Below are 16,644 nucleotides of genomic sequence, written 5' to 3'. Positions count from 1 at the left end.
CGGCGGAGCGATGATGGCTTTCCTCGAATTCAGCAATATCTCCAAGGGTTATCCCGGTGTGCAGGCGCTGGCGAATGTTTCCTTCACCGTCGAGAAGGGCGCCGTCCACGGCCTGATGGGCGAAAACGGCGCCGGTAAATCGACGTTGATCCGCGTACTGTCCGGCGATCAGGCCGCCGATGCCGGCAACATCCTTATCGACGGCGAGGAGCAGAAATACGGATCCGTCCGCGACGCCTTCCATGCCGGCGTCATCGTCATCCACCAGGAACTGCAGCTCGTTCCGGAGTTGACGGTCGCCGAAAATCTCTGGCTCGGACGCTTTCCGGCCAAGGGTGGCGTCATCCATTCGAAGACGCTGATCGAGACGGTGCGGTCGAAGCTCGAAGAGATCGGCATCGATATCGATCCGTCGGCCAAGGTCGCCTCGCTTTCGATCGGCGCACGGCAGATGGTCGAGATCGCCAAGGCCGTCATGCTCGATGCACGGGTGATTGCGCTCGACGAGCCGACTTCCTCGCTTTCCTCGCGCGAAAGCGAAATCCTGTTTTCGCTCATCGACAGGCTGAAGGCGAAGGGAACGGTCATTCTCTACGTCTCGCATCGTCTCGACGAGATTTTCAGGCTTTGCGACAGCCTGACGGTGCTGCGCGACGGCAAGCTTGCCGCCCACCATCCACAGATCGCCGAAACGACGCGCGAACAGATCATCTCGGAAATGGTCGGACGCGAGATCAGCAATGTCTGGGGCTGGCGCGAACGTCCGCTCGGCGGCATTCGGCTGGAGGTCAACGGCCTGTCGGGGCCGAGGCTGCGCCATCCGATCAGCTTTTCCGTCCGCCAGGGCGAAATCCTCGGTTTCTTCGGCCTGATCGGCGCTGGCCGTAGCGAGATGGCGCGGCTGCTTTATGGCGCCGATGCCAGGCATCAGGGCCAGGTGACCATTGACGGCGTTGCCGTTTCGCCGAACAATCCGAAAGCGGCGATCAATGCCGGCATGGTGCTTTGCCCCGAGGACCGCAAGTTCGACGGCATCGTCCAGGGCCGATCGATCGAAGAAAATATCGCGATCTCGTCACGCCGGCACTTTTCGCCCTTCGGCATTCTGAGCCCGAGACAAGAGGCGGCGCTGGCAGATCGGTTCATCGCCAAGCTTCGGGTGCGAACACCGTCGCGCAAGCAGGACATCATCAATCTATCGGGCGGCAACCAGCAGAAGGTCATTCTCGGCCGCTGGCTGTCCGAGCAGGGGATCAAGGTGCTGGTCATCGACGAGCCGACGCGCGGCATCGATGTCGGGGCGAAATCGGAAATCTACGAAATTCTCTATGAGCTTGCGGCCGGCGGCATGGCGATCGTGGTGATCTCCAGCGAGTTGCCCGAAGTCATGGGCATCTCCGATCGCATCATGGTGATGTGCCAGGGCAGGGTGGCGGCCAACGTCGCCCGTCCGGATTTCGACGAGCGCAGCATCCTGACGGCAGCGCTTCCCGACAAGAATGCCGCAGGCACCCTTTAGAACCAGGAATACGGACGATGAATTCGTTGAAAAAAATCCTTCTCGGCGAACAAGGGCTGGTGGTGATCTTTGCTGCCGCCTTCGTGATCGTCTCGCTCTTCGTTCCGAACTTCCTGACCGAGCGAAACATGCTGGGGCTGCTGCAATCGGTCGTCACGATCGGCATCGTTGCCTGCACGATGATGTTCTGCCTGGCGTCGCGCGATTTCGACCTTTCGGTTGGATCGATCGTCGCCTTCTCCGGCATGATCGCGGTGATGGTCTCGAATGCGACGGGCTCCATTCCCGTCGGGCTGCTCGCCGCCCTGCTTTGCGGCGCCGTCGTCGGTTTCGTCAATGGTATCGTCATTGCGCGGTTTCGCATCAATGCGCTGATCACCACGCTTGCGACCATGCAGATCGTGCGCGGGCTGGCGCTGATCGCTTCCGATGGCCGCGCCGTCGGCATCAACGATCCCGCCTTCTACCAGCTTGCCCTGTCGCGATTTCTCACCGTGCCGACGCCGATCTGGATCATGCTGATCCTTTTCATCCTCTTCGGTTTCGTGCTCAACCGCACCGTCTTCGGCAAGAACACCCTGGCGATCGGCGGCAATCCCGAGGCCTCGCGGCTTGCCGGTGTCAATGTCGTCAACATGCGAGTCTGGATCTTTGCGCTGCAGGGGCTTGTCTGCGGCATAGCCGGAATTCTGCTTGCCTCCCGCATCACCTCCGGCCAGCCGAATGCGGCGACAGGGCTTGAGCTTTCGGTGATTTCGGCCTGCGTTCTTGGCGGCGTTTCGCTGGCCGGCGGCCGGGCGGCGATGAGCGGCGTCATTGTCGGTGTGCTGATTATGGGCATCGCCGAAAACGTCATGAACCTCTTGAATATCCAGGCGTTCTATCAGTATGTGGTACGCGGGCTGATCCTGCTGATCGCAGTGTTGCTCGACAATTTGAGGTCTTCGGCTGCGGGACGGCGCGGATGAACCAGGGACAAACCGGCGATGACATCGAACTGAGGCACGGCGATCTCGCCGTCCGGGTCAGCCGTCGGGGTGCCGCCGTCACCGCCGCGACCTATCGAGGCATGCCCTTTCTCGTGGCGGCCGGCGGCCCTGAAGGAACGATGGCGAATTTCGCGATGGTGCCGTTCGGCAACCGCGTGGAAGGCAATATCATGTCCTTTGCCGGACGCGACTATGCCTTCCAGCCGAATACTTCCGATCCGCTCTATCGGCACGGCGACGGCTGGCTCAGCCTCTGGCAACTTGAAGACTCCAGCCCGGAGCATGCGCAGTTCTGCTTTTCCCGCAGCGCCGACAGTGTTTCACCCTATGCCTATTTTACCCGGCAGGAGATCCGTCTCGCCGGCAATGCTCTGGTGCTTAGGCTTTCCGTGGAAAACCGCGGGGAAGCGGCTCTTCCTTTCGGGCTCGGTCAACATCCCTTCTTCGCGCGCACGCCAAAGACGCGACTGACGATTGCGGCCGATCGCTATTGGAGTGAGCGGCCGGACCATCTTCCGGAGATGCCTGGCCCTGTGCCGGACTATTTCGATTTCAGATCCGAAAAGCTTTTGCCGCAGAGATGGATGAACAATGCCTTCGAGGGTTGGAATGGGCGAGCTGCGATCGCCTGGCCGGAGCTTGGAATCCAGGCGGCGCTGGAAGCCGACGGTGCGCTCGATCGCTTCATGCTGTATATGCCGGTCAACCGGAGCGACTTCTTCTGCCTCGAGCCGATGAGCCACCTGCCGAACGGCCACCATCTGCCTGATTTCGGTGGGCTCGCGCCGCTTGCGCCGGGGGAGGTTCTTGCCGGCACGGTGACGATCCTGATGTCGGCGCTGCCGGTTCGATCGGAGGAGGGATAGATGGGCGGCCGCCTGCAGGGCAAGAACATCCTGATAACAGGTGCTGCGCAGGGTATCGGCCTTGCGATCGCGAAGGCTTTCCTGCGGGAGGATGCCGCCGTCTTTCTCGTCGATCGCGATGCGGCGCTGCTGGCGCAGGCGGCGAAAGAGCTCCAGAGCAGTGGCGGCCAGCTTGGTTATCTGCCGGCCGATATTACCGATGCCGGCACGATCACGACATTGGTCGCTCAGGCGAATGAAGAAATCGGGCAGCTGAATGCGCTCGTCAACAATGCCGGGGTGAATGTCTTCGCCGAACCGCTCGAGACGACGGACGAGGAATGGAACCGCTGCTTCGACATCAATCTGAAGGGCGCATGGAACTGCTGCAAGGCGGTGCTGCCGGGCCTGATCGAACAGGGCGGCGGCGTTATCCTCAACATCGCCTCGACGCACGCTTTCACCATCATCCCGCACACATTTCCCTATCCGCTGGCAAAACACGCCCTGCTCGGAATGACGAAATCCTTGGGCCTCGAATATGCCGCCCGCAATATCCGCGTGAACGCGCTGGCGCCGGGCTATGTCTCGACGCAGAAGGTGATCGATTACTGGAACGGCTTTCCTGATCCGGAGGCGGCAAAGGCCGAAACGATGAAACTGCATCCTGGCGGGCGCATCGCGACGCCGGAGGAGATTGCCATGGCGGCCGTGTTCATGATCTCCGACGAGTGCCCGTTCATCAATGCCACCTGCCTGACGATCGATGGCGGCCTCAGCGTGCTGCAGCATCCCGCCTGAAGGGCTTTGATCCCGCTATTTTTACAAGCCTGTCGTCTTCTCGGGATAGAGCATTATATTGCCCATCGGGAAGGCTATCTGATCTCCCGCAGGCATGGAGCGGCACCCTGCCGCTTTCTGGAAAGAGTTGGAGCATGATGTTGTCCGAAAACCGCGCACACTTTTCGGCATCATGTTCTGAAAGCACAATAGAAAACAGGAGGACGGCATGCAGATCAATCGCACGGCTTCGGCTCATTGGACCGGTGGCCTCAAGGACGGAAAAGGCCTGATCTCGACGCAGAGCGGCGCCCTGAAGGATTACCCCTACGGCTTTGCGAGCCGCTTCGAAGGCGTTGCCGGCACCAACCCGGAAGAACTGATCGGTGCCGCCCATGCCGGCTGCTTCACCATGGCGCTGTCGTTGATCCTCGGTGAAGCCGGCTTTACCGCCGAGCATATGGAAACCTCTGCCAAGGTGACGCTCGAAAGCGTCGAGGGCGGTTTTGCCATTACCGCCATCCATCTCTCGCTCTCCGGCCGTATTCCCGGTGCCGACGAGGCGACCTTCACCGAACTCGCCAACAAGGCAAAGGCCGGCTGCCCGGTTTCGAAGGCGCTCGCCTCCGTTCCGATCACACTCGACGTCAAGGTCGTCTGACCCGTCACTCTGAAGTGCCGCGCGCTTCGCCGCGGCACTCTCCATTTGTGGCCTGCCTGCTCGGGTCCGCCTATTCCGACGTCATCGGCTATCAGCATGACGCGTGCAGGCCCCTTCTCCCAGTGCATCGATCTTCTCGAGTTGTCGCTTCCGCCGGACCGCGCTCGCCCCGCGACACATTTTGCTGCGCCGCGGCATTGACAAGTAACGCCTGATATTTTACGACTGACGAAATTCGAAAATCGTCATTCGTAATTCAGGCCCCAAAACTTATGAACGACATTGCGGAAAATACACTCGACGTTACGCGGCAGGAGAATGTCACGCGCATTCTTGATGCGGCCGAGCGGCTGTTCCGGCACTATGGCTACAGCAAGACGACGGTGGCCGACATTGCCCGCGATCTCGGCATGTCGCCGGCCAATATCTATCGTTTCTTCGCCTCGAAGGTCGAAATCCACCAGGCGCTCTGCGGGCGCATGCTCGCCACCGCTTATCAGATCGCCTACGACATCCGCCATCAGCCGATCAGCGCCAGCGAGCGACTGCGCCGCTATGTCGAGACCCAGCATCAGTTGACGCTGGATCTGATGCTCGACGAGATGAAGGTGCACGAGATGATCATCGTCGCGATCGATCGCGACTGGCACGTCATCGAAAAACACATCGATCGCATTCATGATCTCATCGCCGAAATCATTGCCGAAGGCATTGCAGCCGGCGAGTTCGCCGAGCAGGACCCGGTCGTTGCCTCGCGCTGCTTCGGCGCGGCGACGAACACGCTCTGCCATCCGCAGATGGTGGCGCAATGTCTTGCCAAAACGAACCGCGCGAGCGTCGACGAACTGATCGACTACGTGATCAGGGCGCTGAAGAAATAATGGACGGCGGTCGCCGTCGAAACCCCCTAAACGATCCAGGAGTGCGGAAGATGTTTTCGCTCAAGACCCTCAGCCATCGCATGCCGTCCGTCTCCACTCTCGTGCTCTTCGGCGCCATCGGCATCGGCGTTTCCGCCTGCTCGGAGGAGAAGGCTGAGGTCAAGCAAGTCATCCGGCCGGTGAAGGTCGTCGAGATCGCCAAGGCCGGCGACACCCGCAAGCTCGACTATTCGGGCTCGGTCAAGGCGCGCACCGAGATGAACCTCGGATTTCGCGTCGCCGGCAAGATCACCGAACGCCTCGTCGATATCGGCGATAAGGTGAAGCCGGGCGACGTGCTCGCTCGGATGGACTCCACCGATTACCAGCTGGCGGTCAAGACGGCGGAAGCCAATCTCGCAGCCGCTGAAAAAGGCGTCGAAACCGCCGATCTCGTGAACAAGCGCAATCAGCAGCTGTTCGACAAGAATGTTTCGCCGAAATCCCAGCTCGAGCAAGCGTCGCTGAGTTACGATCAGGCCGTTTCAACCCGCGATGCCGCCGTCTCGGCGCTCGATCAGGCGAAGAACCAAGTGAGTTATGCGGAGCTGAAGGCCGACCACAACGGGATTGTCACGACGATCAATGCCGATGTCGGACAGGTCGTTGCGTCGGGCACTCCCGTCGTCGCCGTCGCCGTCGATGGCGAAAAGGAAGTGCAGATTGCGGTTCCGGAAAACGACATTGCCGAATTCAAGCCGGGCAAGACAGTCAGGGCCAGCTTCTGGGCCGACGACAGGCTGGTGCTCGACGGCAAGGTGCGCGAGGTTTCCGGCAGCGCCGACCAGCAGTCGCGTACCTTTGCGGTTCGGGTGAGCCTGCCGAACGATCCGCAGGTGTTGCTCGGCATGACGGCGACGATCGAGGCCGATGTCAGCAACGGCAACAGCTATGTCTCGATCCCGCTCAGCGCATTGGCTGAAAAGGACGGCAAGCAGATGGTCTGGACCGTCGACCGCGACACGGCGACCGTGCATGGCCGCGACATCAAGGTTGCCGATTTCACCGGCGACGGCGTGCATGTGACCGAGGGTCTCGATACCGGCGATCTCGTCGTTTCGGCCGGCACGCAGTTCATGAGCGAAAACCTGAAGGTGAAGGTGCCGGACCAGCAGTCGGCCCTGGCTGCCACGGACCAGACTGTCCGCTGAACGCGCCATAAAGAGGGAACAGGACCATGGACGCCACCACCACCGAAAAGCGGCCCTTCAATCTGTCGCGCTGGGCGATCGGACATCCAAGCATCGCCCGTTTCCTCTTCGGGCTGATCATCATCACCGGCGTGCTCGGCCTGATGCGCATGGGCCAGCGCGAGGACCCCGAATTCACCTTCCGCGTCATGGTCGTTCAGGCGATCTGGCCGGGTGCTTCCATCCAGGAAATGGAAGATCAGGTCGTCAACAAGATCGAGCGCAAGCTGCAGGAAACGCCGCATATCGACTGGGTCAAGTCCTATACGCGGGCCGGCAGCGCGATCATCACCCTGCAGGTCAAGGGCGACACGAATTCGCAAGAAGTGGCGGACGCCTTCTACCAGGTGCGCAAGAAGGTCGGCGACATCTCCAGCGAGCTGCCGCAGGGCCTGCTCGGCCCCTATTTCAACGACGAGTTCGGCGATACTTTCATCACGCTGCATTCGATCAGCGGCGACGGCTATTCCTATCCGGAACTGAAGAAATTCGCGATCCAGGCGCGCGACATGCTGCTGACGACGCCGGGCGTCGAGAAAGCGGTCATCATCGGCGACCAGCCTGAGAAGATCTATATCGACGTCTCATCGAAGGCGCTCGCCGAGCGCGGCCTGACGATCCTCGATCTGCAGAACGCCATCAAGGGCCAGAACAATGTCGATCCGGCCGGCTCGGTCGATACCGGCCTGCGCTCGGTGCGCATATCGGTCGAAGGCGACGTGAAGAAGGCGGCCGATATCCGCGAACTGCGCCTTCGCGCGGGCGGCCAGGTGACGCGCCTCGGCGATATCGCCACCGTCAGTTCCGGTCTCGAAGATCCCTACCAGCGCAAGTACCGTTTCAACGGCCACGACAGCGTTCAGGTCGGCGTCGTGATGGCCAAGGGCTTCAATGTGACCGATGTCGGCAAGGGCGTGGAGGCGACCTATCAGCGCTTCGAGGAGGCGCTGCCCTACGGCGTCGCCGTTGACCAGATCGCCAACCAGCCCGACGTGGTGACGGATGCGGTCAGCGAATTCATGCATGCGCTCGGCGAAGCTCTCATCATCGTGCTGGTCGTCTCGTTCGTGTCGATCGGCTGGCGATCGGGCCTCGTCATCGCCATCGCCATTCCGCTGGTGCTCGCCGCCACCTTTGCGCTGATGTACGAACTCGGCATCGACCTGCAGCGCATCTCGCTCGGCGCGCTGATCATCGCGCTCGGCCTGCTTGTCGACGATGCGATGATCGTCGTCGAGATGATGGAGCGAAAGCTGGAGGAGGGGCTCGTCAAGATCGACGCGGCAAGCTTCGCCTATTCCTCGACCGCCTTCCCGATGCTGACGGGCACGCTGATCACCACGGCCGGCTTCATTCCGGTCGGCTTCGCCGCCTCGACGGCCGGCGAATATGTGCGGTCGCTGTTCTACGTCGTCGGCATCGCGCTTGTCACCTCGTGGTTCGTCGCGGTCTACTTCACGCCGTGGCTCGGCTATATGATCCTCAAGCAGCGCCATCACGCCGGCGAGCATCACGACGCCTTCGACACCGGCTTCTATCGTCGGCTGCGCGGCACGGTCGGCTGGGCGGTGCGCCACCGCGTCATCGTGCTGCTGCTGACGCTCGGCACCTTCGTCACCAGCCTCTGGGCCTTTCAATTCATTCCGCAGAATTTCTTCCCGCAATCTTCGCGGCCGGAAATCCTCGTTGATCTCTGGCTGCCCGAGGGCACCAGCATCAAGGAAGTTGAGGTGCAGGCAAAGGCGCTGGAAGCCAAGATGATGGATGATCCCGACAAGCGGTTCATCGCCACCTATATCGGCGAAGGCGCGCCGCGCTTCTTCCTGCCGCTCGATCAGCAGTTGCGCAATCCGAACTTCGCCCAGCTGCTTGTCATGGCCAATGACGAACCGGCACGCGAGCGGCTGATCGTCAAGCTGCGGACGATCCTTGCGGAAGACTTCCCCGACATTCGCGGCAAGGTCGACCGCCTCTTCCTCGGTCCGCCGACCGGCTGGCCGGTGCAGATGCGCGTCATGGGGCCTGACCGCCAGGAAGTCAGGGAGATTGCCGATCAGGTAAAAGCGCGCTTCCAGGCCAATCCGATGCTCGGCGCCATCCATGACGACTGGCTGGAAGAGGTGCCGGGGATGAAGCTGGTGATCGACCAGGACCGCGCCCGGGCACTCGGCGTCACCTCGCAGCGTGTGCGCCAGATGCTGCAGACCGCCATGTCGGGCACTGCGCTCGACGATTTCCGCGACGGCGAGGAGACGGTCTCAATCGTCGCCCGCGAGCCGGATGCCAGCCGCTCGCTGCTGTCGGCGGTCAACTCGGTCTATGTGCCGACGGATTTCGGCGGCTTCGTGCCGGTCTCGCAGGTTGCCAAGGTCGTGCCCGTCATGGAGCAGGGCATCGAATGGCGGCGCGACCGCCTGCCGACGATCACCGTGCGTGCCACGCTGCCTGACGATGTGCAGGCGAACGACGTGGTGATGAAGATGTATGCCGACATGAAGGACCTGCGCGACAGCCTGCCTGCCGGTTACCATGTCGAGATTCAGGGCGGCGCCGAGGATGCGGCGGAAAGCCAGATGTCGATTGCCGCCAAGGCGCCGATCATGCTCGCCGTCATCATCGTGCTGCTGATGGTGCAGCTGCAGCATTTCGGCAAGGCGATGCTGGTTCTCGCCACCGGTCCGCTCGGGATCATCGGTGCGGCGGCCGCATTGCTGATCAGCGGCGCGCCCTTCGGCTTCGTCGCAATCCTCGGCGTCATCGCGCTACTCGGCATCATCATGCGCAACTCGATCATCCTGGTCGACCAGATCGACCAGGATATCAAGGCCGGCATGCACCGGCAGGAGGCGATCGTCGGCGCGGCCGTGCGGCGTTTCCGGCCGATCATGCTGACGGCGCTGACCGCCGTGCTGGCGCTGATCCCGATCTCGCGCGGTGTCTTCTGGGGTCCGCTCGCCTACGCGATGATGGGCGGCATCCTGGTTGCGACCGTGCTTACCATTCTGGTTCTGCCCGCCGGTTACGCCCTTTTCTTCGGCCGCGAGCCGAAGACAAAGGACGAGCCAGGCCAGCATGCCGACGCCATCCAGGAAGAGGCGGATGACAGACATCCGCCGGCGTTGGCAGCAGAGTGAGGACGGCGCGGCGAAAGCCGCGCCGTTTTCCTTACAGGTCACATCTTCCTCATCAAAGCGCGTCTGCCTACGGCGCCGCGCAGTCTTTAGTGCCTGCTCCGTCTTGGAGCTGCGCGCCGATTCCATTGCCCTCTCGAAAAAGCTAAGCTGCGAAAGCATGCCGGGAGACCAACCGCGATCCCGGCCACTCAGCGACGAGGCAGGACCCGACCATGGCCGATTACCTTCTGGAAGCAAGCTGGAGCCCGATCGAGGGCAGTTTCGGGCGCCTCACCTTCACGCTTTTCAATCTTTCGACCGAGCCGCTGTCCGGCTTCTCGCTCGCCTATACGTCGGAGACGCGGGTTGCCGACAAACATGTCTGTGACGGCGGCAGCCTCAAGCGGCAGGTCGCGCATTTCCATGAATTCCTGCCGCCCGAGGGGCTGAGCGTGCCGCCCGGCGGGCGCTGGCGGTTCACGGTCGAGGGACTGACCAGGGCGCCGAAACATATGACATCAGGCGTCAAGTCGGCCTATCTGACACTTGGCGACGGGCGCCACGTTTCTGTTGGTTTCGGCGATCTCATGCTCGAAGGCCGGGATGGTGGCGTGGCGCCGCCCATTCTGCCGCCGGGCCGGGCCGAGGAACCCTATTCGCTGCTGCCCTGGCCGCTGGCGCTCGGGCTGAAGGCGGGAGAGCTGCCGGTCGTCCTTTATCCGGCCGAGCCGACGCGGCCCGATGCGGTCAAGGCGCTCTCGCTGGTTCTGGAGCTCTATCAGCGGCTCTATCCGGCCGACAATGTGCCGTTTTCCCTCAGTGCCGTCGAAGGCGGGCGGGCCATTCGTTTCGTCATCGAATCGTCGATCGCCGCCTTCGCTTACGAATTGCGTTTTACGGCGCATGAGATCATGCTTTCGAGTGCCGATGCCGCCGGGCGGCACTACGGGCTGATCAGCCTGGCGCAATTGCTGCACGGCGCTCGCGCCGATCGCGAGCGCTTCAAATTCCCCAGTTTCGGCACGATCGCCGACCAGCCGCGTTATGACTGGCGCGGCTGCCATCTCGATGTGTCCAGGCAGTTTTATCCGGTGGCGGACGTCGTGCGGCTGATTGATATTCTCGCCTGGAACAAGCTCAACATCTTCCACTGGCATCTGGCCGATGACGAAGCGTGGCGGCTGGAGATCAAGGCCTATCCGGCGCTGACGGAGATCGGCGCCCGGCGTGGGCCGGATGAAGTGCTCGTGCCGCAGCTCGGCGACGGGGCGCAAACGCGCTCCGGCCATTACACACAGCAGGACGCCAGGCGGATCGTTGCGCATGCAGCCTCGTTGCATATCGAAGTGGTGCCGGAAATCGATATTCCCGGCCATAGCATGGCGACACTGTTCTCACTGCCCGAGCTCGTCGACGGCCAGGAGGCGCCGGACAGTTACCGCTCGGTGCAGGGTTATCCGAACAACGCCCTCAATCCGGCGGTGGAATTCACCTATGAATTTCTCGGCAAGGTGTTCGACGAAATGGTGACGCTGTTTCCCGGCGAATATCTCCATATCGGCGGCGACGAAGTGGCGCATGGCTCCTGGCTTTCCTCGCCGCTTTGCAAGGCACTGATGGAGAGGGAGAAACTTACCGGCACCGCCGAGCTGCAATCCTATTTCCTGAAGCGTATCAAAGCCATGCTGTCCGAGCGCGGCAAGAAACTCGTCGGTTGGAACGAGGTCTCGCATGGGGGCGGGGTCGATCGCGACGGCACGCTGCTGATGGCCTGGGAAAAGCCCGAGGTCGGTATCGAGCTCGCACAGCAAGGTTACGACGTGGTGATGACACCGGGGCAAGCCTATTATCTCGACATGGCGCAGGCGGAGGCCTGGGCCGAGCCGGGCGCCAGCTGGGCGGGCCACGCACCGCCGGAACATACCTACGCTTACGAGGCCGAGGGCGAGCTGCCGGAAGTGCTAAGGGAGAAGATGCGCGGTATCCAGGCCTGCATCTGGACCGAGAACTTCCTCTCGCGCGCCTATTTCAACCGGCTGGTTTTTCCGCGCCTCCCGGCCGTCGCCGAAGCCGCCTGGACGCCTTCTGCGCGCAAGGACTGGGATCGCTTCGCAGCGATCGTGCGAATGTGGCCGGTGCTTTAAGCTGCCGCCTCGGCCTTCAGCCCCAAAAGCGCTGCCCCGATCAGGCCTGGTTCGATGCGGCATTCGCTGCGCACCACCAGCGGGCGGTCGAACTTGCGCAGGATGCGGGCGCGCACAGCGTGGTCGAGTTCGGCAAGCAGCGGCTCGACATTGGAAAGCCCGCCGCCGACCGGCACGATGGTCGCGCCGGTGATGTTGATCGCCAGCGCCAAGGGCGAGGCGACGAGATCGACATAGACGTCGATCGTCCGTGTCGCCTTCTCCTCTCCATGGCGCCACTGGCCGATGATCTCTTCGCTGGCAAGGTCGAGATCGTGCAGCGTCTTGTGCAGGCGCTCCAGGCCGCGGGCGCCGCCGACCGTGTCGACGCAGCCCCTCTGGCCGCAGCCGCAGGCATAGGCGGGAATGGCGACGGGCGGATCGCCGGCCGCAGATGCGATGATCGGCCCGTGACCCCATTCGCCGGCAAAGCCGCCGGCCTCGTTGACGAGGCGTCCGTCGGCAACCAGGCCGCCGCCGACGCCGGTGCCGAGGATGGCGCCGAAGACGATGCGGTGGCCGCGGCCGGCGCCGAGACCGGCTTCGGCCATCGCGAAACAGTCGGCGTCGTTGGCGATCAGCACCGGCAGGCCGAGCTCGGCTTCGAGGTCGGCTGCGAGCGTGCGGTCGTGGATGCAGGGAATGTTGGCGCAGATCAGGCGCTGCGTATCAGGATCGACGACACCGGCGATGGAAAGGACGATGCGGCTCGGCTGCTCACCGGTCTCGGCGATGATGTCGCGCAGGGTTTCGACGAAAGCGGCGAAATCATCCCTGGGTGTCGGGCGGCGGCCGAGGGGAAGGATGTCTGTCTCGGAGCGGGCGATGCCGCCCTTGATGGCGGAGCCGCCGATGTCGAATGAAATGATCATTGCCACTCTGCCGTTTCTCTGGTCTCCCGCGTCTGCTTGCATTGTTGGTGGGGAATTTCAAGCACTCATTCGGCGGTGGTGTCACCGGCTTTATGGTCGTGCCGTGTGCCACCCCCCTGTTCTGCCGGACATCTCTCCCACAGGTGGGGAGATCGGATAGGCGGGACGGGATCTTCCATTCCGTCATGGCAGACGTTGGAGAAATCTGGTGAGCCCAAGCCCATAGGCTCCGATCACAGCCGCAATTTCTAACCCCGCAAGTCATTCAATTGGCATATTGCATCGCCAGAATCCGGCCCTACACTTTCATCAACTGCCGGACCCACGACCATCGATACGAGAGAAAACAGTACCATCCGAAGAGCACGTCCCAAAGGCCGCCGCCTCTCATCTATTTTGCGACAGATGGCCGCCGATCAGAGCCGCGAACGGATCTCGATCGGCGATATATTCGACACGATGGGTGACAGGGCGATCAGCGCGTTGATGCTGATCTTCGCGTTGCCGAACGCCTTTCCCACTCCGCCCGGCACTTCGGCCGTGCTCGGCGCGCCCTTGGTCTTCCTGGCAGCGCAGCTGACCTTCGGGCTGAAACCCTGGCTACCGAAGGTGATTGCCAACCGTTCGATGCGGCGGGAGGATTTCGAGACGATTGTCGGCCGAATCCACCGCTGGCTCGCCTGGGCCGAGCGCATGCTGAAGCCGCGGCTTGCGATCTTCGCCGAACCGCCGGCAGAATATCTTGCCGGTGCGGCATGCCTGCTGCTGTCGATCGTGCTGCTGCTGCCGGTCCCGCTCGGCAATATCCTGCCGGCGGTCACGATCTCGGTCTTCGCGTTCGGGATCTTGGGCCGTGACGGGCTCTTCGCGCTCATCGGCTTCGTAATGACGGCCGTGTCGCTCGTCGTTGCCGGCGGGGTGATTTACGGTCTCGTGAAGGCGGCGATCTATCTCGTCGTGCAATGGTTTGCCTAAACGGAGTTTGCTTGAGTGATGGCGTTATTTGGCCGACCTCTTTGCAACAGGCTCGACATTTGCCGGAATTTTGTTTTGATCTGGCGCGATACAGACTCAAATCATGTTCGGCGGCGGCACGCCGGCTCATTTTGCGCGGTAGGCAATAGATGGTAAAAAGATCCGAGACCCCTGCACGGCTCGACGATGCGGCGCGTGCCGGCTGGCTCTATTACGTCGCCGGGCGTACGCAGGATGAAATCGCCGCTGCGATGGGCATCTCGCGGCAATCGGCGCAGCGGCTGGTGTCGCTGGCGGTCGCCGAGCGTCTGATCAAGGTGCGGCTCGATCATCCGATCGCCGCCTGCCTGGAGCTCGGCAATCAATTACGGCGGAAATTCGGGCTGAAACATGTGGAGGTGGTGCCGAGCGATCCCGCGTCGTCGTCGACGACGGTCGGTATCGCCGAGGCAGCCGCGGCCGAGATCGAGCGCTGGCTGAAACGGGCCGAGCCGATCGTGCTTGCCATCGGTACCGGCCGCACGCTGAAGGCGGCCGTCGACCAGCTGCCGGCGATCGAATGTCCCAATCACCGCATCGTTTCGCTGACCGGCAATATCGCCCCGGACGGATCGGCGGCCTATTACAACGTCATTTTCAGCATGGCCGATGCCGTGAAGGCGCGACACTATCCGATGCCGCTGCCGGTGCTCGTCACCTCGGCCGAGGAGCGGGAGCTGCTGCATGGCCAACAGCTGGTGCGCTCGACGCTTAACATGAGCGCGCAAGCCGATGTCACCTTCGTCGGTATCGGCGAGCTCGGCATCGATGGGCCGCTCTGCGTCGACGGTTTTCTGGAGAAGGACGAGATGATGGAGCTGATGCGCGGAGGTGCTGTCGGCGAGATCTGCGGCTGGATCTTCGATGTCGACGGCAGGTTGATCGACAACCCGATCAACGAGCGCGTCGCGTCGGCGCCGATCCCGTCCCGCGACGCATCGATGGTCATTGGGCTGGCCAAGGGCAAGCGTAAATTCAAGGCGATCAGGGCTGCCGTTGTCGGCCATCAAATCAATGCTCTGATCACTGATGAAGAGACTGCTGAGTTTTTGCTCAGGAATTGAGCAAAAAATATTCTAATTAAATCAACGAGATGACCATGTCCTTCGGCATCGCAGCAACGATTGTCGATTGACATTCTTTGTTGTTTGTTGAGTAATTGCTCATGAGCGAAGCGAATGCTCACACCCCATCTTCTGGGAGGAAGATTATGACATTGAGAACTTTTCTGCTGGGCGCCTGCTCAGCACTGGCGTTTGCCGGTATGGCTTCGGCCGAAACGCTGACGATTGCGACCGTGAACAACGGCGACATGATCCGGATGCAGAAGCTGACGGATGATTTCAAGGCGAAGAATCCCGGCATCGACCTTGAATGGGTCACCCTGGAAGAGAACGTACTGCGCCAGAAGGTCACGACTGATATCGCGACCAAGGGTGGCCAGTACGACGTCTTGACGATCGGCACCTATGAAGTGCCGATCTGGGCAAAGCAGGGCTGGCTGGTGCCGCTCGACAATCTCGGCGCCAATTACGACGTCGACGACCTGCTGCCAGCGATCCGCAGCGGCCTGACCATGGACGGCAAACTCTATGCGGCGCCGTTCTACGGCGAAAGCTCGATGGTGATGTACCGCAAGGACCTGTTCGACGCTGCCGGCCTGAAGATGCCGGACGCCCCGACCTGGGACTTCATTGCCGACGCTGCCCGCAAGATCACCAACAAGGACAAGGAAGTCTACGGCATCTGCCTGCGCGGCAAGGCCGGCTGGGGCGAGAACATGGCCTTCCTGACGGCGATGTCCAACTCCTTCGGCGCCCGCTGGTTCGATGAAAATTGGAAGCCGCAGTTCGATCAGCCCGAATGGAAGGACACGCTCGACTTCTACGTCAAGCTGATGAAGGATGCCGGCCCTCCGGGCGCTTCCTCCAACGGCTTCAACGAGAACCTGGCGCTCTTCCAGACCGGCAAGTGCGGCATGTGGATCGACGCCACCGTTGCTGCGTCCTTCGTCAGCAACCCGAAGGAATCGACCGTCGCCGACAAGGTCGGCTTTGCGCTGGCTCCCGATAAGGGTCTCGGCAAGCGCGGCAACTGGCTGTGGGCCTGGAGCCTTGCCATCCCGGCAGGTTCGCAGAAGGCCGAAGCCGCCGAGAAGTTTGTCGCCTGGGCGACGAGTAAGGATTACACCAACCTCGTTGCCGAGAAGGACGGCTGGCTGAATGCCCCTCCGGGCACCCGCGCCTCGCTCTATGCGAATGCCGAGTACCAGAAGGCGGCTCCCTTCGCCAAGATGACGATCGACTCGATCAACTCGGCCGATCCGAGCAAGCCGACCGTCAAGCCGGTCCCCTATGTCGGCGTCCAGTTCGTGGCGATCCCGGAATTCCAGGGCATCGGCACGGCGATCGGTCAGCAGTTCTCGGCAGCCCTTGCCGGCCAGCTTTCGGTCGATCAGGCGTTGCAGAGCGCACAGCAGCTGGCCACCCGCGAAATGACCAAGGCTGGCTACATTAAGTAAAACCTCCTGAGCAAGTGGCGGGATACTTGACATTCCG

General features: G+C 62.0%; 13 protein-coding genes. 12 read left to right on the top strand and 1 reads right to left on the bottom strand.

The annotated features are described in order from the left end of the window. Window positions 1–13: 13 nt before the first annotated feature. From araG to RL_RS21765, 9 genes are all read left to right on the top strand, one after another. Window positions 14–1,519 carry an L-arabinose ABC transporter ATP-binding protein AraG gene (gene araG, locus RL_RS21805; protein WP_041936477.1) on the top strand — a complete coding sequence of 502 codons (1,506 nt, stop codon included), beginning with the start codon at window positions 14–16 and terminating at the stop codon, window positions 1,517–1,519. Window positions 1,520–1,536: 17 nt separating this feature from the next. Continuing rightward, entirely contained in the window at window positions 1,537–2,487 is a 951-nt protein-coding gene (gene araH / locus RL_RS21800) for an L-arabinose ABC transporter permease AraH (protein ID WP_011653625.1), read from the top strand. After that, the gene (locus tag RL_RS21795) at window positions 2,484–3,374 is read left to right on the top strand and encodes an aldose 1-epimerase (RefSeq protein WP_011653624.1); all 891 of its coding nucleotides are present in this window, start codon (window positions 2,484–2,486) and stop codon (window positions 3,372–3,374) included. Before araH ends, RL_RS21795 begins: the two co-directional genes overlap by 4 nt. Then, a complete protein-coding gene (locus RL_RS21790) occupies window positions 3,375–4,154 on the top strand; it encodes an SDR family oxidoreductase (protein WP_011653623.1) in 780 nt (259 codons plus the stop codon). Window positions 4,155–4,362: 208 nt separating this feature from the next. After that, window positions 4,363–4,794 carry an OsmC family protein gene (locus tag RL_RS21785; protein WP_003543147.1) on the top strand — a complete coding sequence of 144 codons (432 nt, stop codon included), beginning with the start codon at window positions 4,363–4,365 and terminating at the stop codon, window positions 4,792–4,794. A gap of 272 nt (window positions 4,795–5,066) precedes the next feature. Next, window positions 5,067–5,675 (top strand): TetR family transcriptional regulator, encoded by a 609-nt coding sequence (locus RL_RS21780; protein ID WP_011653622.1) that lies wholly within the window; start codon window positions 5,067–5,069, stop codon window positions 5,673–5,675. 50 nt (window positions 5,676–5,725) lie between these two features. Further along, window positions 5,726–6,865: an efflux RND transporter periplasmic adaptor subunit gene (locus tag RL_RS21775; RefSeq protein ID WP_011653621.1), complete on the top strand. Its 1,140-nt coding sequence runs from the start codon at window positions 5,726–5,728 to the stop codon at window positions 6,863–6,865. A 26-nt stretch (window positions 6,866–6,891) separates the two neighbouring features. Further along, window positions 6,892–10,038, top strand: a complete 3,147-nt coding sequence (locus tag RL_RS21770) for an efflux RND transporter permease subunit (RefSeq protein WP_011653620.1) — start codon at window positions 6,892–6,894, stop codon at window positions 10,036–10,038. A 212-nt stretch (window positions 10,039–10,250) separates the two neighbouring features. Further along, on the top strand, window positions 10,251–12,161 hold the full coding sequence (locus RL_RS21765; RefSeq protein WP_011653619.1) for a beta-N-acetylhexosaminidase: 1,911 nt from the start codon (window positions 10,251–10,253) through the stop codon (window positions 12,159–12,161). On the opposite strand, the gene RL_RS21760 is transcribed toward RL_RS21765, so the two are convergent. Beyond that, the gene (locus RL_RS21760; protein WP_041936476.1) at window positions 12,158–13,072 is read right to left on the bottom strand and encodes an ROK family protein; all 915 of its coding nucleotides are present in this window, start codon (window positions 13,070–13,072) and stop codon (window positions 12,158–12,160) included. The two genes, RL_RS21765 and RL_RS21760, sit on opposite strands and share 4 nt — an antisense overlap. A gap of 396 nt (window positions 13,073–13,468) precedes the next feature. Between RL_RS21760 and RL_RS21755 the strand changes: the two genes are divergently transcribed. From RL_RS21755 to RL_RS21745, 3 genes are all read left to right on the top strand, one after another. Further along, window positions 13,469–14,047, top strand: a complete 579-nt coding sequence (locus tag RL_RS21755) for an exopolysaccharide biosynthesis protein (RefSeq protein ID WP_011653617.1) — start codon at window positions 13,469–13,471, stop codon at window positions 14,045–14,047. A 149-nt stretch (window positions 14,048–14,196) separates the two neighbouring features. Further along, window positions 14,197–15,150 carry a sugar-binding transcriptional regulator gene (locus RL_RS21750; protein WP_011653616.1) on the top strand — a complete coding sequence of 318 codons (954 nt, stop codon included), beginning with the start codon at window positions 14,197–14,199 and terminating at the stop codon, window positions 15,148–15,150. Window positions 15,151–15,296: 146 nt separating this feature from the next. After that, a complete protein-coding gene (locus tag RL_RS21745; protein ID WP_011653615.1) occupies window positions 15,297–16,607 on the top strand; it encodes an ABC transporter substrate-binding protein in 1,311 nt (436 codons plus the stop codon). Window positions 16,608–16,644 lie beyond the last annotated feature (37 nt).

The organism is Rhizobium johnstonii 3841, from assembly GCF_000009265.1.
GTDB lineage: Bacteria > Pseudomonadota > Alphaproteobacteria > Rhizobiales > Rhizobiaceae > Rhizobium > Rhizobium acaciae.
This window is presented reverse-complemented; position numbering and strand designations above follow the sequence as displayed.